This window comes from Actinomadura fulvescens (assembly GCF_039533225.1).
GTDB lineage: Bacteria > Actinomycetota > Actinomycetes > Streptosporangiales > Streptosporangiaceae > Spirillospora > Spirillospora fulvescens.
This window is the reverse complement of sequence record NZ_BAAATD010000002.1, coordinates 853701-878694: the sequence shown is the minus strand read 5'-3', so window position 1 is coordinate 878694 and position 24994 is coordinate 853701. Positions and strand designations below refer to the sequence as shown.

Genomic DNA, 24994 nt, shown 5'->3' with positions numbered 1-24994 from the left:
CGCCACGGTCACACGGCTCCGGCTCCGGCGGGGGCGTCGGCCGGCTGCCCGAACAGTGCCTCGTGGGCACCGCGCAGTGCCCCGAGCTCCTGGTCGAGCCGGGCGAACGCCTCCTTGGCCACGACGTCACCGAGGCTGTCGGCCAGCAGGCTCATCGCGCTCTCCACGGCGGACAGCCGGTCGTTGACCTGGCTGACCAGCCCGGCGCCGCGGGCCAGCCCCGTGACGGCGCCTGGGAACAGGCCGCTCAGGATCGCCGACTGCTCGCGGGCGCGGCGCCGCTGCTCGTGCAACTCGATGAGGATCTCCACCTTGGATCGCAGCACCCACGGGTCGAACGGCTTGACCAGGTAGTCCACCGCGCCGACCGCGTAGCCGCGGAAGGCCAGGTCGGGCTCGCTGCGCGCGGCGGTCAGAAAGATGATCGGGACGTCCTTCGTCCGGTCCTTGCGTTTGATGTGGTAGGCGGTCTCGAAGCCGTCCATGTCCGGCATCACGACGTCCAGCAGGATCACCGCGAAGTCCTCGGTCATGAGTGCCCGCAGCGCGTCCTCCCCCGAGCGCGCCGTCACCACCGTGGCGTCCACCGTCTTGAGGATCGCCGCGAGGGCGACCAGGTTCTCCTCCTGATCGTCCACCAGCAGGATCTTCGGTAGGTCGGACTGGTCCATCACCGCTGTTCCCCCTTGCGATCCGTTGTCCGCCCGGTCGCGTCGCCGGGCGGCATCCCCGCGGCCTCTCCCTCGAAATCGTCCGCGAGCCCCCCGGCCCGTCCCGCTCCCGCGGACACCCCCGTGTCCGCGCACTTCCCCGCACCCGCGTCCGCGTGCTCGCCCGCTCCCGCGTCCGCGCACGCTTCCGGCAGTTCAAGCCGCTCGGTCGTCTCCAGGCGCGCGCCGAGCCACTTGCGCATCACGCCGAAGAGGTGCTCGATCTCGACCGGCTTGGTGACGTAGTCGGACATCCCGGCGACCAGGCTCTTCTCCTGGTCGCCCTTCATGGCCTTGGCGGTGAGCGCCACGATGGGCAGCGTCGCGAACTGCGGCATCGCACGGATGGCGCGGGTCGTGGCGTACCCGTCCATCTCGGGCATCATCACGTCCATGAAGACCAGCGCGATGTCGTCGTTGTTCTCCAGGCTCTCGATGCCCTTCTTGCCGTCGGCGGCGTAGAGGACCTTGAGACCGGACCTTTCCAGCACGGTGCTGAGCGCGAAGACGTTGCGGATGTCGTCGTCGATGATGAGCACCTTGCGCCCCTCGAAGACCGCGTCCTCCGTGACGACCACGCCGGGCTCGGCGAAGTCGTCGCCGACGTGCGCCCGGACGGCCGGCTCCAGCGCGACCATGGCGTCGTCGCCGATCGTGTCGATCGCGCCGGCCTGACCGCTCTCCACCGCGACCTCCCGGCGCCGCGGGTAGGGGCTGCGCTCGGGCAGGTAGAGGACGAAGGTGCTGCCGACGCCGGGCCTGCTGTCGGCCCTGATCTCGCCGCCCAGCAGCCCGGCGATCTCGCGGCAGATCGACAGCCCGAGCCCGGTGCCGCCGTACTTGCGGCTGGTGGTGCCGTCCGCCTGCTGGAACGCGTCGAAGATGACTTCGAGCTTGCCCGGCGGGATGCCGACGCCCGTGTCGGTGACGACGAACGCGATGACCCGGTCGGTGGTGCCCTTCGTGTCGGCGGTGCCCGTCGCGTCGGTGGTGCCCTTCCCCTCGGCGGTGCCCTTCGCGCCGGTGGCGAAGCGGACGCCCCGGGCCGACTTGATCTCCAGCCGGACGCCGCCCTCGCTGGTGAACTTGATGGCGTTCGACAGCAGGTTGCGGATGATCTGCTGGAGCCGCTGCTCGTCGGTGGCCAGGACCCGGGGCAGGTCGTCGTCGACGAGCACCTCGAACTCCAGGCCCTGCTCCACGGCGATGTGCCGGAACGTCACGTTGACGTAGTCGACCAGCTTGGCGAGCGGGATCTCCTCCGGGTGGATCTCCATCTTGCCGGCCTCGATCTTCGACAGGTCGAGGATGTCGTCGATCAGCTGCAGCAGGTCGCGTCCGGCACCGTAGATCGTGCGGGCGAACTGGACCTGCTCGGGCGTCAGGTTGCCATCGGGATTGGCCCACATCAGCTTGGCCAGCAGCAACAGGCTGTTGAGCGGCGTCCGCAGCTCGTGCGACATGTTGGCCAGAAAGTTGGACTTGTAGCGCGACGAGAGCGCCAGCTGCTCGGCCCGTTCTTCCAGGGCCCGGCGGGCCTGCTCGATCTCGGTGTTCTGGACCTCGATCTCGTGGTTCTGCTGGGCCAGCAGCGCCGCCTTCTCCTCCAGCTCGGCGTTGGACCGGCGCAGCTCGGCCTGCTGGCGCTGCAGCTCGCCCGACCGCTCCTGCAGCTCGCGGGTGAGGCGCTGCGACTCGCCGAGCAGCGCCTCGGTGCGGGCGTTGGCGATGATGGTGTTGATCGCCACCCCGATGGTGTGCACGAACTGGTCGAAGAAGGCCAGATGAACGTCGCTGAACCGGCTGAACGCGGCCAGCTCGATGACGCCGAGCACCTCGTCCTCGAACACGATCGGCAGCACGACCACGCACGCCGGGGACGACTCGCCCAGCCCCGAGGAGATCTTGATGTAGTCGGGCGGCGTGTCGACGATGATGAGCCGCTTCTTCTCTACGGCGGCCTGGCCGACCAGGCCCTGCCCGAAGGCGAGCTCCTCGTTGAGGCGGTTGTGCCTGCGGTAGCCGTAGCCCGCGATGAGGCGGAGCGTCGGCTCGCACCCGGCCTCGCGCTGTGCCAGGAAGAACGCCCCGTAGTGCGCGGCGACCAGTGGTGTGAGCTCGCTCAGGATGAGGCTGGCCACCTCCACCAGGTCGCGGTGGCCCTGCATCAGGCCCGCGATGCGGGCGAGGTTGCTCTCCAGCCAGTCCTTCGCCCTCGTGGTCTCGCGCAGGTTGGCCACCATCAGGTTGACGTTGTCCTTGAGCTCGGCGACCTCGCCGCACGCCTCGACGGTGATGGCGCGGGTCATGTCGCCGCGGGCGACGGCGCTGGCCACCTCGGCGATGGCGCGGACCTGGGTGGTCAGGTTGCTGGCCAGCAGGTTGACGTTGTCGGTGAGGTCCTTCCAGGTGCCGGTGGCGCCGGGCACCTGGGCCTGGCCGCCCAGCTCGCCGCGGCTGCCGACCTCGCGGGCGACGCGGGTGACCTCGGAGGCGAACGCCGACAGCTGGTTGACCATCGTGTTGATGGTGGTCTTGAGCTCCAGGATCTCGCCCTGCGCGTCCACGTCGATCTTCTTGGTCAGGTCGCCGTTGGCGACGGCGGTGGTGACCTGGGCGATGTTGCGGACCTGGTAGGTCAGGTTGTTGGCCATCGCGTTGACGTTGTCGGTGAGGTCCTTCCACACGCCGGAGGCGCCGCGCACCCGCGCCTGGCCGCCCAGCTCGCCCTCGGTGCCGACCTCGCGCGCCACGCGGGTCACCTCGTCGGCGAACGCCGAGAGCGTGTCGACCATCGTGTTGAGCGTGGTCTTGAGCTGGAAGATCTCGCCGCGGGCGTCCACGGTGATCTTCTTGGTCAGGTCGCCGCCGGCCACGGAGGTCGCCACCTGCGCGATGTTGCGGACCTGGTTGGTGAGGTTGTTGGCCATCGAGTTGACGTTGTCGGTCAGGTCCTTCCAGACCCCCGACACACCCCGCACCTGCGCCTGACCGCCGAGCCGCCCCTCGGTGCCGACCTCCCGCGCGACCCGCGTCACCTCGCCCGCGAACGCCGACAGCTGGTCGACCATCGTGTTGAGAGTGTCCTTCAGCTCCAGGATCTCGCCCTGCGCGTCCACCGTGATCTTCTTCGACAGATCACCGTCGGCCACCGCCTTGGTGATCTGCGCGATGTTGCGCACCTGCGACGTCAGATTGTTGGCCATCGAATTGACGTTGTCGGTCAGGTCCTTCCAGACCCCCGACACACCCCGCACCTGCGCCTGACCACCGAGCTCGCCCTCGGTGCCGACCTCGCGGGCCACACGGGTCACCTCGTCGGCGAAGCCCGACAGCTGGTCGACCATCGTGTTGAGAGTGTCCTTCAGCTCCAGGATCTCGCCCTGCGCGTCCACCGTGATCTTCTTCGACAGATCACCGTCGGCCACCGCCTTGGTGATCTGCGCGATGTTGCGCACCTGCGACGTCAGATTGTTGGCCATCGAATTGACGTTGTCGGTCAGGTCCTTCCAGACCCCCGACACACCCCGCACCTGCGCCTGACCGCCGAGCCGCCCCTCGGTGCCGACCTCGCGCGCGACGCGCGTCACCTCGGAGGAGAACGCCGACAGCGTGTCGACCATCGTGTTGATGGTGGTCTTGAGCTCCAGGATCTCGCCCTGCGCGTCCACGTCGATCTTCTTGGTCAGGTCGCCGTCGGCGACCGCCTTGGTGATCTGCGCGATGTTGCGCACCTGCGAGGTCAGGTTGTTGGCCATGGCGTTGACGTTGTCGGTCAGGTCCTTCCAGACCCCGGACACGCCGGTGACCTCGGCGCGGCCGCCCAGGTTGCCCTCGGTGCCGACCTCGCGCGCGACCCGCGTCACCTCGCCCGCGAACGCCGACAGCTGGTCGACCATCGTGTTGAGAGTGTCCTTGAGCTCCAGCAGCTCGCCCTTGACGTCGACCGTGATCTTCTGGCTGAGGTCGCCCTTGGCCACCGCCGTCGCCACCTGGGCGATGTTGCGCACCTGGTAGGTGAGGTTGCTGGCCATGACGTTCACCGACTCGGTGAGGTCCTTCCAGGTGCCGCTGACGCCGCGTACCTGCGCCTGCCCGCCGAGCCGGCCCTCGGTGCCGACCTCGCGCGCCACGCGGGTCACCTCGTCGGCGAACGCCGACAGCTGGTCGACCATCGTGTTGACGGTGAGCTTGAGCTCCAGCATCTCGCCGGTCGCCTCGACCGTGACCTTGCGGGTGAGGTCGCCCTTGGCGACCGCGGTGGTGACCACCGCTATGTCGCGGACCTGGCCGGTCAGGCGGCCCGCCATGTCGTTGACCGCCTCGGTCACCTGCGCCCAGCTGCCGGTGAGGCCGCGCACCTTGGACTGGCCGCCGAGCCGCCCCTCGGTGCCCAACTCGCGGGCGACGCGGGTCACCTCGGAGGTGAACAGCGTGAGCTGGTCGATCATCCGGTTGGTCGCCTTGCCGGCGCGGCGCAGGTCGCCGTGCAGGCCGCGGTTGCCGACCTCCAGGTCGGCCCGCTGCGACAGGTCGCCCGCCGCGACGGCCTCCAGCACGCGCGCGGTGTTGCTCAGCGGGGTGGTGATGAGGTCGAGCAGCGTGTTGGCGGACTCGACGGCGCTGGTCCACCGGCCGGAGCCGGGGCTCGCGGCGAGCCGTTCGTCCAGGCGCCCCTCCCGGGTGACGTGGCGGCAGACCCGGCTGAGCTCGTCGGAGAGATGCCGGTTGCGGTCCAGGATCTGTTCGAGGACCTCGCCGATCTCGGCGAGCGTGCCGTCCTGCGGCGCCTTGAAGCGCGGGCGGAAGTCTCCGTCCCGCATCGCGCGCATCGCTTCCAGCAGGGACCGGAGCGCGGCCTCGCTCTCCGCGGGCCGGGGTGCGGCCTCGCCATCGGGCGACGGCGCGGCCTCGCCGCTCGCGGGCTGCCGGGCTTGCGACTTGCTCGACGTTGCACTCATTGGACGGACCTTGCCAACTCGGCGTATCTGAGCCCGTTCATTCTGTCACTATGGCTTGAGGTTCACCTCGCGAATCACATGTTTCCCGCAGGGGGGTCATCGTGTCGGTTCCGCGGAGGTCCAGCGCCACGTACGTGCCCGAAAGCACGACGGTCCCGGCTGCCCGCGAGCAGGTCCGGGAGACGCTTCACGCATGGGATCTCCCGTTCGACCGCGTCGAGGACGCGGTGCTCATCGCCAGCGAGCTGGTGACCAATGCCGTCGTGCACGCGGGCACCGACATCGAGGTCACCTGCGGTCTCGACGCGCCCGAGGGCAGCGTCCGGGTCGAGGTGCGCGATCTGCTGCCGATGCGCCGCGTGGACCCACCGGACCACCCCTCGGGCCACCTGGACGCGCATCGCGGCCTGGTCCTGACGCATTCGCTCGCGGAGGCGTGGGGCGTCACCTACACCAAGAACAGCAAGACGGTCTGGTTCGAGCTGGCCGGTCCGGCGCGGGAGCCCGCCGAGTCACCGCCGCCCCCGGCTCCCGCCCGCGCGCGCCAGGACAAGCCCGCCGACCCGGTGCCGCCATCGCGCACAGCCGCACCTTTCGTGACGACGTCGGCGGTTCCGCCATCTGTCACCCCATCGGGGGAGTTCTCGTCGGGCGGCGTGGAGGTCTCGCCCGGCATCGCGGCGCCGGTGTCCGCGGTGCCCGTGTCCGCGGTGCCCGTGTCCGCGGTGCCCGTGTCCGCGGTGCCGCAGGGCTACGCGGCCGACGGACTGCCCGCCGAGCAGCTCTTCGACCACCTCGTGCAGTGGGCACGCGCGTCCACCGGCGCCGACGCCGCGTACGTGCTGGTGGGGTCCGACGACGAGACCCTCAAGGTGCGGGCCTCGGCGGTCGGCGACGAGGACTCGTCCAACAGGCAGGCCAACGGGCAGATCAACGGCCAGGGAGCGGACCGGGCCGCGGACCAGGCGGCCGATTCCCCGATGTTGCGCCCGGGAGAGGCCGCCCGGCTGGGCTTCGTCGCGCACGAGGACGCGGCGGTGGTATCGCCGCCGCCGGGCAGCAGGTTCCGGTCGCTGGCCACGGCGCCGCTCCGGGCGGGCGGCAAACGGCTCGGCCTGATGGTGGTGACCGCCGAGGCGCCGGGCCGGTTCGGCCCGGCCGACCTCAGCCGGCTGGAGTACGCGGCGGAGTCGCTCGCTCCGGTGGTGTCGCGCGAGCGCCAGGCCACCGCGCGGCACGGCTACCGCGGCTGGCTCGGCTTCCTCGCCGAGGCCAACGACCTGCTCGCCGGGACGCTGGACGAGAAGCTGGTGCTCGCGCTGGCGGCGCAGCTGTTCGTGCCGAGGATCGCCTCCTGGTGCGCGGTCTACCTCGACGACCCGGCCGGCAAGAGCGTGCTCACGCATGTCTGGCACGCCGACGAGCAGCTCATCGGGCCGCTGCGCGACCTGCTGGCGAGCCGTCCGGCGCCGGTCTCGCACCAGGTGCGGGAGGCACGGCAGTGGAGCACGTTCGCGTCGCTGCCCCCGTCCGAGCGCCGCCTCACCGGCGCCGACGTGCTCGAACTGCCGCTGGCGTGCCGGGAACGCCGGTTCGGCTGCCTCCTGCTGGGCGGTTCCGGCGACGGTGACTTCCGGCCCGAGCTGGTGCGGCTGGCCGAGGATCTCGGCGGCCGGGTCGCGCTCGCCCTCCTGAACGCGCGCCGCTACGGCGAGCAGGTGGCCGTCAGCCAGACGTTGCAGCGCAGCCTTCTGCCCTCGCATCTGCCGCAGATCCCCGGCGTCGACTACAGCATCGTCTACCTGCCCGCCGGACCGGACGCGAAGGCGGGCGGCGACTTCTACGACCTGTTCCCGGCGGGCCGCGACCGCTGGCGTTTCATGCTCGGCGACGTCTGCGGCACCGGCGCGGCCGCCGCGGCGGTGACCGGGCTGGTCCGGCACACGCTGCGCGCGCTCAGCCGCGAGGGCCGCAGCACGGCCCGCGCGCTCGACAGCCTGAACGAGGCGATGCTCGACGACGACGCGTCCCGTCTGCTGACCGTCGTGCACGGCGAGCTCGAACGGCTGTCCACGGGCAACCTGCGGGTCTCGGTCACCTCGGCGGGCCACCCCCTGCCGCTGCGGCTGCGGCCGGACGGCGAGGTCACGGCGATCGGCACGTCGCAGCTGCTGGTCGGCGCGGTCACCCGCCCGGCCTACCGGCTCGACTCGGTCGAGCTGGTCCCTGGCGACGTGATGCTGTGCGTGACCGACGGCATCACCGAACGGCGGCACGGCGACGCGCAACTGGACGATGACGACGGGCTGGCCCGCATGCTGTCGGACTGCACCGGCCTGACCGCGCGGGCGGTGACGCTGCGCGTCCAGGCCGCCGTACGCGAGTTCGGCACCGATCCGCTCGACGACGACATGGCGATCTTCGCCATGCGGGTGGAATGAGCCCGCCGGGCCGGCGGGTGCACGTCAGGCGGGGTGCACGTCAGGCCAGCGGGGAGACCGTCCAGCCGTGCCGGTCGCGGCAGGCCCGCACGACCTCGGGGTCGGCCGCCCCGGTCACCAGCAGCCGCAGGCCCGCGCGCGGCGCGGCGTCGTGGTCGTAGGCGAGGGCACGCAGTCCCGCGGGAGACACGACCGCGATCGTCGCCGCGTTCCGTTCGACCGCCGTGAGCAGCGCGGCGCCCTCCGGCACGTCCGCAGCGCCCACGAATGTCGCGCCGTGCGCCAGGCACAGGTCGATCAGCCCGATCCAGGTCGGCATCGGGACGTCGCCGGCGCGGCAGGCGAGCACGTCGCACTCGGTGATCCCCACGGCACCGGCCAGCCGGTAGAGGTCGGCGAGCCGGTCGGCATGGGTGAGGTCCTCGCGCGGGTCGCCGAGCCGCAGCGCGAGATCGCGCAGCGGGTCGACCGGCGGGGCCGCGAGGCCGGCGGGCTCCGCGCCCGCGCCGCCGTCCGCCACGAGCCGGGCGAACGGCGTCGCGCCGGCCACCTCGCCGAACGTGAAGACCTGGCGGACGTACGACCGTTCCGTGGCCGCCATCGAGACCGGCGCCAGCGCCCCGCCCGTCAGCAGGAAGCGGGCTCCGCTCTCGGACATCAGCGCGGCCAGCTCACCGGCCGTCGCGCCGGGCGGCAGGAGCACGGGCACGGCGCCGGCGGCGGTGATCGAGTGCACCGCGACGGCGACGTCGCAGGCACGGCCGAGGTGAACCGCGCCCAGGTCGCCGGGCCGCACGCCCTGGCGCCGCAGTCCGGCCGCGGCGGCGGGCACCACGGCGGCGAACCGGGAGTAGCTCAGGGTCTCGTGCGGGTCCCTCAGGGCGGCCCGTTCGCCGCGCCGCACGGCCATTTCCCGGGCGGTCTCCAGCACGGCGCCGGTGACCGTGGTCTCGGCGACGGCGAGCCGCCCGGCGTCGTCTCGCGGATGCCGGTCTGGGTAGGCCATGGGCCGACGGTACGACGCGGGCGGCCGGTGCCACATCCGAAGATGTGTGTACGCGGGTATGTAGGTCACGACCCGAGACCCGCCCGTTCCAGCAGCGCCCGGCGCAGCACCCGGCCGCTGGGCGAGCGGGGGATCAGGTCGACGACGGTGACGGCCGGGACGCTCCGGTACGACGGCACGTGCGCGTTGACGTAGTCGAGCAGGACCTCGGCGGGGATCTGCTCGTCCAGCACGACGAACGCGTGCGGGACCAGGCCCAGCTCGGGGTCGGGCGCGGGGGCGACCACGGCCTCCCGCACCGCCGGATGCGCGGCCAGGACCGCCTCGGGCTCGGCGGGCGGCTCGGGGCCGCGTTCACCGAGCCGCCCCAGGATGAAGACGCGGCCGTGCTCGTCGGCGAACGCCGAGTCGCCGCTGCGCACCCACCGGTCGAGCACGCGTACACATAGCTCGCCCGCCTGGTACGCGGGCTGCTCGGCGCCGGTCGCGGAATCGGTGACGCTCCACCGCACGCCGAGGAGACCGCGGCCGACCGAGTCGAGCGTGCCCTCCTCCGCCGCCCGCAGGTTGAGGTGGGTGAGCCCGGCGGCCTCGGCGAGCCCGTACGCCTGCCGGACCGGGCAGCCGAGCCGGGTCGCGCACGCCCGTGCCACCTCGGCCCGCAGGGGCCCGCCGACGGCGACGACGGCGCGCAGCGACCGCAGGTGGTAGCGCGGCACGACCCGGTCGAGCGCGAGCATCTCCACGGTCTCGGGGGTGACCAGCGCCATCGTCACCCGCTGGTCCTGGACGGCGCGCAGCAGGTTGTCCCGGCCCGCGCCGGACAGGGTGACGACCGTGGCGCCGAGGCGCAGCGCAGGATTGAGGACGCCGTTCAGCCCGAGCACGTCGGCGAGCGGCAGCGCCGACAGCACCACGTCGGAACCGCCGATCATCCCGGCCTCGGCGACCCGGAACAGGCCGCCGCTCACGTCGGCGTGGGTGAGCGGGACGCAGCGGACGCGTCCCGCGGAGCCGCGCGTGCCGGCCAGGAGGGCGAGGTCCGCGGGCTTCACGGCCGTCTCCGGCGGCTTCGCGGCGCCGGTCGTCAGGCCGCTGAACGGTTCGGCGTCGGGCTCATCGCCGAAGCACAGCACGCGGTCGACGTCGGCGGACTTGGCGGCCCGCCGCGCGATGTCCAGCATGACGGGCCAGGTGACCAGGGCCCGGGCACCGGCCTCGGCCAGCAGCCGCGCCAGTTCGGTCGCGGTCACGGTGGCCCGGACCGGGAACGGCACGGCCCCGGCCGCGAACGCCGCGTGCAGGGCCACGGCGAACTCCGGGCTGTCGGGCAGGTGCAGCGCGATCACGGTGCCGGGTCCCAGTCCCGTACGGACCAGGCCGGTGGCGATGGACGCGACCGCCGCCGCGAGTTCGTCGTAGGAGAGGGTGCGCCCCGAGGTCGCGGCCACGAGCGCCGGCTTGGCGGCGCGTTCCGGCGCGGAGCCGCCGCCGCCGAAGACCGCCTCGGTCACCGTCGCCCGGGGGAGCGAATCCGCCGGTTCCGGGCCTATTGAGATCATGATTCGACGCTACGGGCGGGCCGCCGCCGGCACATGAGCCGGACTGTGCATCCGGGGTCGTATTCGTTGCACGCTCCCAGGGACGCCGATGCGTACACACGCCCCTGAGCGGGCGGCTACGTGGGCGGTTCGTCTTCGGGGATGTGCTCGACCGCCCAGGCGGCGACCTGCGCGCGGGACGCGAAGCCGAGCTTGGTCAGGATGTTGGTGACGTGCCGCGCGACGGTGGCCGGGCTGATGATGAGCTCGTCGGCGATGCCGCGGTTGCTGAGCCCTCGCGCGACGAGCCGGGCGATCTCGCGTTCGCGGACGGTGAGCGTGCTCGGCGGCGTCACCGGCGCCGCGAGCGGCCGGCCGGCCGGGGCGGGCGGCACCGATTCGGCCGCGGCCGGGACGCGGGGCGCGGGCACCGCGCTGATGCCGGGCGCGCGCAGCGCCAGGGCGACCGCCTCGTCCGGCGAGGTCACACAGCCCTCTCCCCACAGCTGCGCGACCAGGGTGTCTCCGAGCCGCTTGCGGATGGGTTCCAGCGTGCGTTCGAGCCGGGAGCCGGTGCCCGCCGGGCCGCCCGCCGCCTCGCGCAGCGCGGCCGACGCGCCGCCGAGCCGCACGGCCCCGTGGTCGTCGCCCTCGGCCGCGACGAGTGCGGCGAACGCCTCCAGCGTGCGCGCGACGTCGAGCCGGATGCCGGTGGAGCGGCTCAGGCCGACGCTCGCGGCGAGCGATTCGCGGGCGAGGCTCAGCTCGCCCTGTTCGAGGGCGACCCGGCCCACTCCGGCGAGCCCCCGCGCCAGCTCGGGCCGCGCCTGGATCTCCCGGAGGATCGGCAGCGCCTCCCCGTACCGCTCGCGGGCGGCCGCCAGGTCGCCGCGCTGCTCGGCGAGCCGGCCGAGCCCGATCAGCGCGTGGCTCGCGCCCCACAGCTGGCCGATGTCGCGCATGATCTGCAGCCCGGCCTCCAGCAGCTCCCGCGCCTCCCGCAGCCGGCCGCGGTGGGTCTGGAGGTAGCCGCGGACGGTCAGCGCGTATGCCCGGTTCCACTCCTGCCCGGGCCGGGCGGCGATCGCGTCGACCTCGTCCAGGCGTTCGGCCGCCTCGGCGAAGAGCCCGGCCCTGGTGTTGGCCTCGGCGACCGCGATCAGCGCGGCGGCCACCATGAAGTCGTCACCCGCCTTGCGGCAGTGGTCGAGCGCCTGCCGCGCGAACTCGCCCGCCTGGGCGAAGTCGCGGCTTCCCGCGGCCAGCTGCGCGCGGCCGGCCAGCCCCGGCCCGCGCACGGACGACGGCAGGCCCGTGCCCCGCGCCAGGAAACGGTCGGTCCACTCCGCCCACTCCGCGATGCGTCCCCGCACGATCCAGTACGTGCGCAGCGCCGTGCAGATCCGGAGGCCCTCCTCGATCTCGTCCCGCTCCAGCGACCAGCCGAGGGCCGTCCGCACGTTGCCGACCTCCGCGTCGTACCGGAGGAACAGCGCCACCCGGTCGTACCAGCCGGCCGACCGCTCCGCGATGGCGATCTCGCCGTGCCGCTCGGCGGCCTCCAGCACCGCGTCGCGGTGCCGGGCGCGCATCATCGTCACCTCGCCGGCCGCGGCGAGCCGTTCGGCCGCGTACTGCCGGATGCTGTCCAGCAGCCGGAACCGGACCTCGCCCGCCGTCTCCCCGGCGACCACGACCAGCGACTTGTCCACCAGCGCGGTCAGCAGGTCGAGGATCTCTCCTTCCGGCAGTTCCGGTCCCTCCGGCAGCCCCGGCCCGGCCGGTAGCCCCGCCCCGGCCGGCAGCCCCGCCCCGGCCGTGCCGCCGAGGGCGTCGTCCGCGCAGACCTGCTCAGCCTGCCCCAGGGTCCACCCGGAGAAGACCGAGAGCCGCCGCAGCAGCACCCGTTCGGGCTCGTTCAGCAGCTCGTGGCTCCAGTCGATCGCGGCGCGCAGCGTGCGCTGGCGCGCCGGCGCGGTCCGGTCGCCCGTGCTGAGCAGCCGGAACCGGTCGGCCAGGCGGCTGGCGATCTGTTCCACCGACAGGACGCGGATCCGCGCGGCGGCGAGCTCCAGCGCCAGCGGCACGCCGTCCAGCGCCCGGGTGATCTCGGCGACCGCCCTGCCGTCCCCGCCCGGGAACCCGGGACGCACCGCGCCGGCCCGCGCCAGGAACAGCCGCGCCGCCTCGCCGGGCTCCAGCGGCGGTACGCGCCAGACGTTCTCCCCCGCCATCCGCAGCGGCTCGCGGCTCGTGACCAGCACCCGCAGCCGCGGGCAGCGCTCCAGCAGCAGGCGCGTCAGCTCCGCGCAGTCGTCCACCAGGTGCTCGCAGTTGTCGAGCACCAGCAGCGCCTCGGACGGCCGCAACGCGTCGGCCAGCGTGGCGGCCACCGGCCTGTTGTCCTCCTCGGCCACGCCGAGGACGGCCGCGACCTTGCGCGGCACCTGCCCGGGCGGCCCGTCCAGCGAGACGTCGGCCAGCTCCACGAGCCAGATGCCGTCGGCGTAGGCGTCGAGGAGCGAGTGGGCCACGTGCACCGCCAGCCGCGTCTTGCCGATGCCGCCCGGCCCGCACAGCGTCACGGCCCGCATCGTCTCCAGCAGCCGCCGCAGGTCGTCCGCGTCCCGTTCACGGCCGATGAAGTCGTCGGGTTCGACGGGCAGGTTCGTCTTCGCGGCAGGTGAGTTCAGCGATGTCATGCGCCCACAAATCTCGATGGTCGGAGGCCCGTGCATCCCGTGTGGTCACTGCGAGTTTGACATCAGCTCCCCCGCGTCGTCCCAGGTTTGGGGGTGTTGACTATCTTCCCTGGCTTTACCTGACCTTCTCGTCAGGTCGCCTGGGCCGGGTCCCGTCCGCCGGGCGGCGCGCCGCCCGGCGGTGGCGCGCCGTCACGGGGCCAGGGACACCGTGACGCCGCCGGAGAAGGCGGAGTCGTGGAGCTCAAGAGAGGTGAGCCTGGTCCCCTTGGGGACGTCGAAGGCGAGCAGGCCCTTCACCGAGTTGCCGGGGTTGATGTCGGAGAGGAATGCCTGGGTCTTGTCGTTGAGGACGACACCGGCCTCGGTGGAGGGGGTGTACTCCTTGCCGCCGGAGTCGACGCCCTTCTGCTCGGAGTCGATGAACATCTGGGCCTCGTCGCCGATGTTCTTGACGGTGACCGCGACGAGGACGAACTCGCCCTGCGGCTTCTCGGCCAGGATGCCCGACCCGACCTTGCGGACGCCGGGCTTGACCTTGGTCACCGTGAAGGCGAACTTGCCGTCCCTGGCCTCCTGCCCGATCTTGGCGGTCTGCTTGCCCGCCTTGCCGGTCTTGCCCTTGGCGCTGGTCTTGCTCTTGGAGCCCTTCGACGGCTTGGACGTCGATCCCGACGAGCCTTCGCAGGCGGTGCCGGTGAGCGCGATCGAGGCGAGAGCCAGGCCGGCGACGAGACGGCGAGCGGACATGGGACCTCCAGGGGTCGGTCGTGGGAAGGGTGCGGGGTCCGGCGTTTCGAACGGAACGATTAGAACATGAGTGAATCGAGTTCACAACATCAATCTGTGAAGCATATTTGTTCAACGTGACTACGGTTCACAGGCATGCACTGTGTGTCGGATCGCGTCGTGTTAACGTGCTGGTTGCCGAGCGAGAGGAGGACCGGACGTGCCCGAGGACGCCACGGTGACCGCGGCCGACATCGCACGGCTGGCCGGGGTGGGCCGGGCAGCGGTGAGCAACTGGCGGCGCCGGCATCCGGACTTCCCGCGTCCGGTGGGCGGGACGGTGGCCAGCCCCACCTTCTCCCTCTCCGAGATCACGGCCTGGCTCCGTACGCAGGGCAAGCTGAACGAGGTCCCGCTCGAAGAGGACGTCTGGCAGCGGCTGCGCGGGATGGCGGCCGACGAGACCCAGCTCGGCGTCGTCATCGGCGAGGCGGGCGACCAGCTGCGGGGAGCGCGGCCGATGGCGGTCGAGGGGCTGCGGGAGCTGGCCGGGGCGTGGGGCGCCGAGGCGGCGTTCGAATTCCTCGTCGGCCGCCACCTTGAGGTGCACGCGCGGCGCGGCGAGACGACGCCCCCCGAGATCGCCGCGCTGATGGCCGGGCTCCTCGACCCGGGCACCGGCGCGGTGCTCGACCCCGCGTGCGGGACGGGCACCCTGCTCCGCGAGACGCGGTCGACGAAGTGGCTGCTCGGCCAAGAGCAGGATCCTGGGCTCGCGCACATCGCCCGCACCCGGCTGGCGTTCGCCGGAGCGCCGGGCGTCGAGATTCGGCCCGGCGACTCGCTGCGGTTCGACGCGTTCGGCGGCACCACGGTCGACGCGGTCCTGTGCGACCCTCCGTTCCACCATCGGCACTGGGGCCACGAGGAGCTCACGGCCGACCCGCGCTGGGAGTACGGGCTGCCTCCGCGGATGGAGCCGGAGCTGGCGTGGGTGCAGCACGCCCTCGCCCACCTGGCCCCGGGCGGCCTCGCCGTGATCCTGATGCCGCCCGCCGCCGCGGGCCGCCGGTCCGGCCGCCGTATCCGCGCCCAGCTCCTGCGCCGCGGCGCGTTGCGCGCCGTCGTCGCGCTCTCCGACTCCTACCATCTGTGGCTGCTGCGCCGTCCCGGCACCGGAACGTCCCCGAACGGGGTCCTGATGGTCGAGGGCGCGGACGCGGACGGCGTCACCCGGCTCTGGCGCGGCTTCCACGACGAGCCCGACCTCGACGAGCCCGGTCTCGGCCGGGTCGTGCCCGTCATCGATCTGCTGGACGACGAGGTCGACCTCACCCCGGGCAGGCACCTGGCGGCCGGAGGCGGGGCGCAGACCGCCGAGCGCTACGTGCAGACCCGCGACCGGCTGGCGGCGCTCGTCCGCGGGCTCGGCGAGCTGATCCCCGGCGTCGAGCCGCGGCCGGAGCCGCGCGAGCTGCCGGTGACGTCGCTCGCCGAGCTCGCCCGGATCGGCGCGCTGTCCCTCCACCAGGGGCCGACGGGCCGCGAACCCGATCTCGCCGGGTCCGGCCGTCCGCTCCTCACCACCGAGGACGTCATCGAGGGGCGGCGCCCGTCCGGCCGCGTCGTGGCCGCCGACACCGCCGGCACCGGCGAACCCTGGATCACCACCCGGAGCGGCGACGTGGTGGTGACGGCGGCGGCCCGCCACTTCGCCGCCCGGGTCGTGGACCAGGACGGCGCCCTGCTCGGCCCGCACCTGTGGCTCGTACGGGTGGATCCCGCGGCGCTCGACCCGCACTACCTCGCGGGCATCCTGCGCAGTACCGCCAACGTGCGGTCGTCCTCCGGCGCGACGACCGGCAGCCGCGTCGACCCGAGGCGCGCCCAGGTGCCGCGCCCGCCGCTTGAGGAGCAGCGCCGCCTGGGCGTGGTGTTCCGCCGCGTCGAGGAGCTGGAGCAGGCGTTGCGGGGCAGCGTCGCGCTCGGCAGCGAGATGGCCCAGCTGCTGGCGGACGGCGTCGCGCAAGGCCACCTTCTGCCAGAAGACCGCTGAAGATCGTCCATCCGCCCCGGCATCCCCGTCGATACGCCACAATGTGTGCCACTTCGGGGGCGGTTGCTGCAGAGGGGACACGATGGCACCGGGGCTACTGGCGGGTCGCTACGACCTGAGCACGCCGCTCGGACGCGGCGGCATGGGTCAGGTCTGGGAGGGCACCGACCGGCAGCTGGGTGACCGCAGGGTCGCGGTCAAGCTGCTCACCAACGAGCTCATCACGGCCCGGACGGACCCGGAGGAGCTCGTCCAGCGCTTCGCCCGGGAGGCCGCGTTCACCGCCCGGCTCCAGCACCCCGGGGTGCCGGCGGTGTACGACGCGGGCGCCTACGGCGGCGGCCTCTACCTGGTGATGGAGCTCATCGAGGGGCACACGATCGGCGACCTGATCGCCGAGGAGGGCCCGCTGCCGGTGCCCTGGGTCGCGGCGATCATGGCGCAGGTATGCGCGGTGCTGACGCTGGCCCACGGCCGCGGGCTCGTGCACCGCGACCTCAAGCCGCAGAACCTCATGCTCACCGGCGACGGGTCGGCGAAGGTCCTCGACTTCGGCGTGGCGACCGTGCTCGACGCGGCGGGCGTGCCGAGGCTCACCAAGACCGGCGACACCGTCGGCACGCCCGCCTACATGGCGCCCGAGCAGCTGCGCGGCGAACGGGTCACGCCGCACAGCGACCTGTACGCCGTCGGCTGCGTGATGTACGAGATGCTCACGGGCCGGCCCGTCTTCGAGGCCACGTCCCCGCACGCTCTCAGCTACAAGCACCTGCAGGAGACGCCGCGCCCCATCGACCGGCCCGACGTTCCGTCGCAGCTGGAGTGGCTGGTCCGGCAACTGCTCGCCAAGGAGCCGCGCGAGCGTCCCGGCGACGCCCGGGAGGTGTACGAACGGCTGCTCGGGTACGTCGGGCCCGCCGCGCCGATCGGCGGCATCGTCCTCTCCCCCGCCACCCTCAGCGGCCAGCACCTCTATGCCCAGGCCCTCGTCCGCCTCGCCATACCGGCCCCGCCGAAGGCGTCCGAGGCCACCGCGCCGGCGCCCTCGCAGCACATGAAACCGACGTTGAACCAGGCGGGCGCGGCACGGCACGGCGTGCCGGGCGGCGAGGCTCCGGTGGCCGTGGTGGGGAACCATTCGATCGGCTGGATGGTGCTGCACAGCCTCTGGGTCCTGCCGACGTTCTTTCTGGGCTTCACGTCGTGGACCTCGTTCCTCTACATCGGGATACGGCACCGGCATCGGCTCTGGCTCATCAGCAGCGCTGTGTACCTCGTCCTGCTGGTGTTCATGATCACGATGATGGAGATCAGGGGCCAGGAGTCGGCGTGGTTCGTCGGGTCGCTGCTCGTCCTCGTCTGCGCGGCGCCGGTGCACGCCCTGGCCACCATTCCCTTCCGCCTCCAGGCACGCGCCCGGGAGGCCGCGCGCCGCGCCGCCTCCCCGCCCGTCTGGCGCCCCGGCCCCGGAGGTCCGGCGGGCCTGCCGCCCGTCGCTCCCCCGGCCCCGGTGGACGCCCCGCCGCGACCGACCGCGCCCGCGCCGCCCTGGTGACACAACGGCCAAGGGCGCTGGTGAACACGCCGTTCCCCGGCCTCCGATTCCACGTTGAGGGCCCGGTGGCCGTACGGTAGTGCGCCGTGTCACCCACCCCCGAGAACGCGATCAACGACTCCGACGCAGCCCCCAGCCTGGACGACGCGCTGGTCGGCGAGGCGGTGCTGGGCGTCTACCGGCAGATGTTCGCCGCCCTGGCCCGCGACAGCGGCGCGGTCGTGGACGATCCCGATCTGGTGGACGTGGCAGAGACGTTGCTGACCGCGTTCGCGGACGCGGGTGAGGACGGGCTGAGCCGCGAGCAGATGCGCTACGTCTGCCGGCGTTACCCGGCCGAGGTGTTCGACAACCGGCTGCGGGTGCTGAAGGGGCTCGGCGCGATCCGGGAGGTCTTCCCCAAGCCCAACCAGCTGCGCTACCGCGCCTCGTTCACCAGCGTGGTGGGCCTGATGTTCGTCCGCCGCATGATGCTGGACGGCGGCCAGAGCGAGATGCACCGGCTGCTGGCGCTGGAGCAGCTGAACGTGGCCGACCCGCGGATGACGCCGGACCAGGCCCGGGACGGGGCCGAGGGGCTGGCGAGGGCGTTCCGGCTGTGGAGCGTCGAGCTGCTGACCCTGACGAACGGGACGATCGAGGAGCTGCGCGAGCAGGCGCCGAAGCTGTGGGGCACCGAGGAGATCCTGCTGCGGGCCGAGCGGCTGCACGGCGCGATCCTGCGGCGCTGGCCGCAGCTCGACCGGACGTGCACGGAGCTGCGCGCGGCGATCTACGCCTACGGCGACGCGTCCCGGCGGGCGGCGGCGCGGCTGACCGACTCCGCGGGAACGACGCGCAACCTCACCCTGCTGCCGCCGGAGACCTGGCGGACGTTCGCCCGGACGGCCTCGCGCGAGGACTTGGCGGCGGTCCTGGAAGGGTTCGTGTTCGACGCGGCGGCGCCCTGGCACGAGCCGTCGGCCGTGGTGACCGCGGTGGAGGACGGGCCGCGCGCCACGCCGCCCCGGCCCGCGCCGCCCCGGCCGTCCGTGCCCGACCCGGGCCTGTCGGACGACACCGGCTCCGACGACACCACCGCCGAACGGCTGCGTACCGTCGCCGAGCACGTGCTCCGGGGCGGGGATCGTGTCGCGGTCGAGGAGGTGCTCGGCGACGACTGGGTGACGGCACGCCGGATGCTGGCCGACCTGTCGGCGGCCCACCTGCACCCCGAGCTCCCCTACCGCCTGGTGTGGTCCGACGGCATGACCGTCCGCGAAGGCGGGTCGCCCACGTGGCTCTCGCCCGGAACGTTCGAAAGGACCGTCTCGTGAGCGTCGAGCCGCCCGTGAGCGTCGAGCCGGAGGTGCTCGCGCGGGCGCGGGCCCGCGTGCTGGGCGTGGCGTCGATCCCGGCGTCGGAGCCGGTCCCGGCCGGGCTGACGGCCGCGGGCGACGGCGCCCGGGTGTGGCTGCTGCCCTCGTGGCCGGACGGGGCCACGCCGGCACTGCTGGAGGAGTACCAGACCGCGCCGATGCCGCTGGACCGGCCGGGCCAGGCGCGGCGCGTCCTGGCCGCGGCGTTGCGCTGCTGTTGGCCGAGGCTGGACGACCCGCCGTGGCCCGGCGAACGCGCGCGGGTGGCGACCGTGCTGGAGGTGTACGGGATGATGGCGCGCGGCGACATCGAGCTCGCGCGGCGATGGGCGACCGGTGAGCTGCGCCGCCTGGCCGACACCGGCTGGCTGCTGCTCGACCAGGAAGCCGGGACGGTCCGGCCGGGTCCCCGGGTCGCGCTGTGGCCGGAGCAGTCGCTGAGCTCCCTGCGCGACCTGCTGCGGCGCCTTCCCCAGCCGCCGGAGGCCCCGGAGTCGCCGGAGTCGCCGGGTGAGTGAGCTGTTCGAGCCGCTGCTGCGGTCCTACGACGAGCGGCGGCGGTCGGAGCTGGTCGCCGCCTACATGGCCGTCGAGCACGCCGCCGAACCGGTGCCCGAGGTGCGTTTCACCGCGCTGCGCGAACCGGCGCTGCGCCGCACCGTCGAGGGCATGCTCGCGCTGACGGGCCGCACGCTCGTGCGCTCGAACCAGAACGAGTGGATCTCCGGATACCGCGACGACGTCGCCGCCGAGCTGGCGGGCGACCCCGCGTGCGTGCCGCCGGCCGGGGACCGTGCCGTGCTGGTGCTCGTCCTGATCCACTCGGTGGCGATCCCGCGGGCGGCCGGGCTGCTCGGCGAGGACGCGTGGACGTCGACGTATCCGACGCCGCTGGAGGAGCTGCGCCGCCGGTCGCAGCTGCCGATCGGCGAGCTGGAGGGCGCGCTGCGGCGGCTCCGCACGGCGGGGCTGGTGTCCCAGGTGAAGGCGGGGACCGGCGACGCGGGCGGTTTCGTTCCCGGGCCGCAGTTCCACCGGCTCACCGACGCCGCGCGCCGCCGCCTGCAAGAGGAGCTCATCCTCGCGGCCGGACCGGATTCGCCGCTCGCGGCGGCCATCCGGGCACGCCGCCGCGACCGAACCGGAGGGAACCTGTGACCGCTGTCCTGGAACCGCTGACGCCCGGCGCGGCGTCCGCCCGCCCGGGCGAGGCGGGCGTCGTCGGCGCCCGGACGCTGATCGCCGTCCAGGCGGTCAACATCTCGCGGTTGTCCACGCACCCGGTGCCGACCGTGCCGGGGACGCTCATCGTCGTCGCCGGGCAGGGCCCCAAGGACTCCAACGGCGCGGGCAAGTCGTCGTTCATCGCGGCGATCACAGCGCTGCTGGGCGACGAGCAGTGGCGGTTCGCGTCGGGCGCGCGGGCCGTCGCCGAGCTGCTGTTCAACGCCGAGCTGGCAGCGCAGGGCGACGCCCAGTGGGCGAGCGCCGAGCACGGCTACATCGTCGGAGTCTTCGACTACCCCGAGGGCGAAGAGGCCGAGGAGACCGACGACCCGGCCGAAAGCACGGCGCTGACCGTGTGGTTGCGGGTGAACGCCGACGCGCCGCATCTGGAGATCCGGTGGCGCCAGGGTGTGCACCTCGCCGCGGCGCCCTCGGAGGCCGAACGCGTCGCGGCGGCCGACCGGATGTGGGCCTCGCTGCCCCGCAGCGCCGGGCGCCGCGACCTGGTCGCCAAGGACCTCGGCAGGACGCTGTACGGGGGCCGGGTGCGCTGCGTGTCGTTCCTGTCCACGTCCGTGCGGTCCAAGGTCGCGACCAACCTGCTCTCCCAGCCGCTCAACGAGATCAGCCCGGAGCGCGTCTTCAGCGCGATCGCCGCGCTCACCGGGCTGGACCGGGAGCTGGAGGCCGAGCGCACGTCCCGCGCGGAGGAGCACCGCGAGCGGGCCAAGGCGGTCGAGGCGGGCGAGCGGCTGGCCGGATGGGAGAACGAGGCGGCCTCGCTGCTGCGGACGTTCGACCGGCGTGACCGTGCCCGTGCGGAGGTCGCCGCGGCGCAGCGCCACTGGCGGACCCGGCAGGCGCGGCTCCTGGTGGACGCCGCGGAGGCCGACGCCGCCTGCGCCGCCGAGCAGGACCGGCTGCGCGCGGAGAACGAGGAGATCGCCGCGGCGATCGGCGCCGCGGCCAAGGAGGTCGAACAGCTCACCGGCGGCGCGCTGGACGCGCGGCTGGCCGAGGCGGCCGCCGCCCTCGCCGACCTCAAGGGCCGGGCCGAGCAGATCGGCGCGGACAAGGCCGTGGCCCGCAACCGCATGGACGACCTACGCCGCCAGATCTCGGCGATGGAGGAGCGGCAGCGCGAAGCGGACGGCCGCGACGCCGAGACCGCGCAGCGCGAGCTGGCCGCAGCCGAGGCCCGCCGTGACGAGGCGCAGCAGGAGTTCGGCATGGCCAAGGGCGCGGTGGCACGCGCCGAACGGGAGCTCGCGGAGGCCGAGGCGGGCGAGAGCAGCGCCCCCGCCCAGATCCGTGCTCTCGCCGCCGCCGGGATCGCGGCCGTCGGCCTGCTCGACGCGGTCGAGCTCGCCGAGGACGTCCGGGACCGCTGGGAGACGGCGCTCTGGCCCTACCGCGAGGCCGTCGTCGTGGGCGCGGCGGACCTGCCCGCCGCGACCGCCGCCCTGCGCGGCCTCCCCGGCTCGATGATCGTCCCGGCGGACGGCGACCTGGCGGGCCACCCCGAGGGCGTGCGCTCCGACCGCCCGCTGCGCGGCTTCTTCACCGCCCTGGAGTCGGGCGGCGGGACCGGCGTCGTCATCGTCGGCGGCTTTCCCGAGCCGGTGACCGGCCGCGTGGCCCGCGTCGAGGCGGCCCGCGCCGCCGTGCGCACGGCCCGCGAGGGCCTCGAACAGGCCCGGCAGCGCACCTCCGACGCCGCCGCCGACGTCGCCCTCGCCGGTCGCCGCCTCACCGGCGCGCGCGCCGCCGCCGAGCTGGAACTGCTCCGGGAGACGATGACCGGCCTCCGCGAGCAGCTCGAAGACCTCGCGGGCAGTGAGGCCAAGCTGGGGCCGCGCCTCGGCTCGGCCGAGCAGACGCTCCGGCGTCTGCAGGCCAAGGCCGACACGCGTGCCCTCGAAGTGGACCGCCTGCGCGGCCGCCGCGAGGCGCACGAGCGCGACCGCGACCAGGTCCGCGCCAAACTGTCCGAGCTGGCCGACCGGCGGGCCGCCCTCGGCCTCGACGACCTCGAGAAGCAGTGGGGCGGCTCCCGCGACGGCGCCGCCGAATGGCTGGCGGCCCTCGACGCCGACGAGCGGACCTGGACTCCCGACGAGTGGTGGCACAGCGCCGAGAAGCACCTGTCCGAAGGCATGCGCCGGGTCTTCCCCGACGGCCCTGCCGACGACGACATGCCCGAGGAGATGCGCTTCCTCCTCAACGAGAGGGCCCAGGGCGAGGGCCGCCGGACCGAACGCGAGCAGGCCACGTTCCCCCGCCTGGTCAAGGCCCTGGAGAGCTATCTGCGCCAGCAGGAGGACTACGAACGGCACCAGCGCCGCCAGATCGAGGTGCAGCTGTCCGCCCGCCGGGCCGACCTCGACAAGGCCCAGAGGGGTGCCCAGGAGGCCGCCGGTGCCGCCGAGGCCCACCGCACCGCGCTCACCGCCGCGATCCGTGCCCGCCTCCAACGCGTCTCGGAGGAGTTCGAGAAACTGGACCTCGCCTACGGCGGCTATGGCGCGACCCTCGAATTCCCCACCCCGGAGCAGCCCGGCGACCCCGAGCAGGAGTGGCGCTGGCGCGTGACGCCCAAGTGGCGGCGCTCCGACGGCCAGCGGTACGTCCCGTACAACCGGCGCGCCAACACCGCCCTCATGGACGAGAAGGCGGTCAAGCTCGTCTGCGCGGCAGCCCTCGCCAGCTCCGGCGGCGGCCGCCTCGTCCTCGTCCTCGACGAGCTCGGCCGCAACCTCGGCAAGGAGCACCGCAAGGAGGCCGTCGCCCTCTTCCGCAAGATCGGCGAGACGCACGGCATCACGGTCATCGGCGCGCTCCAGGACGACATGGAGCCGTACGCCATCGACGCGTGCGGCCAGTACGTGAAGCTGCGCCGCTCGTCCGACACCATGCCCTACAACGAGCCGCCGGTGGTCGTCGGCTACGACGACCACGAACCCCGCGTCCGCCTCCTGACCGCCCAGATCTCCGCCACCCGCCCCGTGGATCACTAGGACAACCTTTTCGGCGTACCGGACGTCTCACCGGACGTGACCGAATGGCGTGTAACGGAATTCGAAGAGGTCCGCGAGCTCGGCCGGGGCGCGCAGGGCCGGGTCGTGCTGGCCCGGCACGCCGAGCGCGGCACGCCTGTGGCGATCAAGTACCTGCCGGCGGACGCGGACGACGCGGCCAAGGAACGGTTCCGCTACGAGGCGCGGATGCTCGGCCAGGTCGACAATCCGCATGTGGCGAAGCTCTACCGGCTGGTCGAGTCCGACGAGGGCATCGCGATCATCATGGAGGCGGTCGAGGGCGTCGCGTTCAAGACGATCCTCGAACGCTACGGACGGCTCGAACCCGAGGCCGCCCTCACCGTTCTCAAGGGTTCGCTGGCCGGGCTGGCCGCCGCGCACGCCGCCGGGGTCGTGCACCGCGACTACAAACCGGCCAACGTGGTCGTACGGGCGGACGGCCTGAGCAAGCTCATCGACTTCGGCATCGCCTCGTTCGCGGGCACAACGGCCGGGTCCGGCACGCCGGTCTACATGGCACCCGAGCAGTGGCGCGGCGGGTCCGCCACCCCGGCGACCGACGTGTACGCAGCCACCTGCGTCTTCTTCGAATGCGTCACCGGCGAGCGCCCCTACCGGGGCGACCTCGCGGCCCTGCGCCACGCCCATCTCGAAATGCCCGTCCCGCTTGAACAGGTGGACGAGCCGCTGAGGCACCTCGTGGCGCGCGGCATGGCCAAGCAGGCCGGCCAGCGCCCCGCGAGCGCCTCCGCGTTCATCGCCGAACTGGAGGAGACGGCGCGGCGGGCCTACGGCTCCGACTGGGAGTCGCGCGGCGTCCGGGTCCTCGCGACGTCGGCCGTGGCGTTCGCCGCGCTGTTCCCGCTGGCCGCCGCGGGCCTGGCGCCCGCCGGCACCGCCGCCGCGATGGGCTCGACGGCCGCGACCTCGTCGACGGGCGTGATGAGCGCCCTCGGCACCAAGGCGACCGTGGCCATCGCCGGGACGGCCGTGGTCGGCACGACGGCCGGTGTCTTCGGCGTCTACGAGCTCGCCAAGCCGGACGACACCCGGCGCCCCGCCGCCACCGCGACGACCCTCGCGCCCGGCCGCGACGTCACGTTCGGCAAGCTCTCCCTGCGGCTTCCCCTCAACTGGAAGTCGCATCCGCTGCCGGTGCACGAACGAAATTCCCGGACGCCGTTGACCTACAACTACCGGGTGAACGTGCCCGGCCCGTGCCGCGTACCGAAGATCGTGCAGGACAACGACAGGCGCGAGGGGAAGACGCGCGAGCAGGACACCTACTACAACAACTACTGCCCGAGCTTCGCGGTGATCGTCATGCCGTTCCGCAACGACGGCGAGCTGGGCTGGGACACGTTCAAGATCACAAGCACCTTCGCGCCCGACACCGAGGCCGCGCACGTCTGCCCGCCCCGCGCCGACCTGTACGGCGTCGGGGGGCAGAAGCTGGTGAAACGGGGCCTGGCCCCCGTCGGCGGACGCCAGGCCGAGTACCGCGAGTGGCAGATCAGATGCGCGAAGATCATTCCCAGGTACGAGAAGTCGAACGTGAGCTTCGTGCACCGGCTCTGGTACCTGCCGCAGTCCAAGGTCCTCATCGTCGACGAGTGGAACACGCCGAACCTCGGCGCGATCCTGGAAAAGGCCGTCTGGCGCTGATCCGT

14 protein-coding genes are annotated in these 24994 nt (G+C 73.2%); 8 read left to right on the top strand and 6 right to left on the bottom strand.

What is annotated here, in order from left to right:
• Positions 1-8 precede the first annotated feature (8 nt).
• Positions 9-671: a response regulator gene (locus ABD333_RS10810; protein WP_344540162.1), complete on the bottom strand. Its 663-nt coding sequence runs from the start codon at positions 669-671 to the stop codon at positions 9-11.
• Positions 671-5671: a HAMP domain-containing protein gene (locus ABD333_RS10805; RefSeq protein ID WP_344540161.1), complete on the bottom strand. Its 5001-nt coding sequence runs from the start codon at positions 5669-5671 to the stop codon at positions 671-673. Before ABD333_RS10805 ends, ABD333_RS10810 begins: the two co-directional genes overlap by 1 nt.
• A gap of 101 nt (positions 5672-5772) precedes the next feature.
• On the opposite strand from ABD333_RS10805, the gene ABD333_RS10800 reads away from it, so the two are divergent.
• Positions 5773-8112 (top strand): SpoIIE family protein phosphatase, encoded by a 2340-nt coding sequence (locus tag ABD333_RS10800; protein WP_344540159.1) that lies wholly within the window; start codon positions 5773-5775, stop codon positions 8110-8112.
• A 40-nt stretch (positions 8113-8152) separates the two neighbouring features.
• On the opposite strand, the gene ABD333_RS10795 is transcribed toward ABD333_RS10800, so the two are convergent.
• From ABD333_RS10795 to ABD333_RS10780, 4 genes are all read right to left on the bottom strand, one after another.
• Positions 8153-9118 carry an AMP-binding protein gene (locus ABD333_RS10795; RefSeq protein ID WP_344540157.1) on the bottom strand — a complete coding sequence of 322 codons (966 nt, stop codon included), beginning with the start codon at positions 9116-9118 and terminating at the stop codon, positions 8153-8155.
• A gap of 65 nt (positions 9119-9183) precedes the next feature.
• Positions 9184-10680, bottom strand: coding sequence for an AMP-binding protein (locus ABD333_RS10790; RefSeq protein WP_344540155.1), 1497 nt, complete (start codon positions 10678-10680; stop codon positions 9184-9186).
• Positions 10681-10796: 116 nt separating this feature from the next.
• The gene (locus ABD333_RS10785; RefSeq protein WP_344540153.1) at positions 10797-13361 is read right to left on the bottom strand and encodes a LuxR C-terminal-related transcriptional regulator; all 2565 of its coding nucleotides are present in this window, start codon (positions 13359-13361) and stop codon (positions 10797-10799) included.
• A 192-nt stretch (positions 13362-13553) separates the two neighbouring features.
• Positions 13554-14111, bottom strand: a complete 558-nt coding sequence (locus tag ABD333_RS10780; protein WP_344540151.1) for a DUF4352 domain-containing protein — start codon at positions 14109-14111, stop codon at positions 13554-13556.
• Between the two features lie 199 nt (positions 14112-14310).
• Here ABD333_RS10780 and ABD333_RS10775 point away from each other — a divergent pair, with 199 nt between their 5' ends.
• The 7 genes from ABD333_RS10775 to ABD333_RS10745 all read left to right on the top strand — a co-directional run bounded on the left by ABD333_RS10775 (position 14311) and on the right by ABD333_RS10745 (position 24989).
• Positions 14311-16146: an N-6 DNA methylase gene (locus tag ABD333_RS10775; RefSeq protein WP_344540149.1), complete on the top strand. Its 1836-nt coding sequence runs from the start codon at positions 14311-14313 to the stop codon at positions 16144-16146.
• Positions 16147-16228: 82 nt separating this feature from the next.
• The gene (locus ABD333_RS10770; protein WP_344540148.1) at positions 16229-17701 is read left to right on the top strand and encodes a serine/threonine-protein kinase; all 1473 of its coding nucleotides are present in this window, start codon (positions 16229-16231) and stop codon (positions 17699-17701) included.
• A gap of 86 nt (positions 17702-17787) precedes the next feature.
• On the top strand, positions 17788-19017 hold the full coding sequence (locus ABD333_RS10765) for a hypothetical protein (protein WP_344540146.1): 1230 nt from the start codon (positions 17788-17790) through the stop codon (positions 19015-19017).
• Entirely contained in the window at positions 19014-19577 is a 564-nt protein-coding gene (locus tag ABD333_RS10760; protein ID WP_344540144.1) for a hypothetical protein, read from the top strand. Before ABD333_RS10765 ends, ABD333_RS10760 begins: the two co-directional genes overlap by 4 nt.
• Positions 19570-20217 (top strand): hypothetical protein, encoded by a 648-nt coding sequence (locus ABD333_RS10755; protein WP_344540142.1) that lies wholly within the window; start codon positions 19570-19572, stop codon positions 20215-20217. The genes ABD333_RS10760 and ABD333_RS10755 overlap by 8 nt, the downstream gene beginning before the upstream one ends.
• Positions 20214-23303 (top strand): coiled-coil domain-containing protein, encoded by a 3090-nt coding sequence (locus tag ABD333_RS10750; RefSeq protein WP_344540141.1) that lies wholly within the window; start codon positions 20214-20216, stop codon positions 23301-23303. The genes ABD333_RS10755 and ABD333_RS10750 overlap by 4 nt, the downstream gene beginning before the upstream one ends.
• Before the next feature lie 36 nt (positions 23304-23339).
• Positions 23340-24989, top strand: a complete 1650-nt coding sequence (locus tag ABD333_RS10745) for a serine/threonine-protein kinase (protein WP_344540139.1) — start codon at positions 23340-23342, stop codon at positions 24987-24989.
• Positions 24990-24994: the final 5 nt, after the last annotated feature.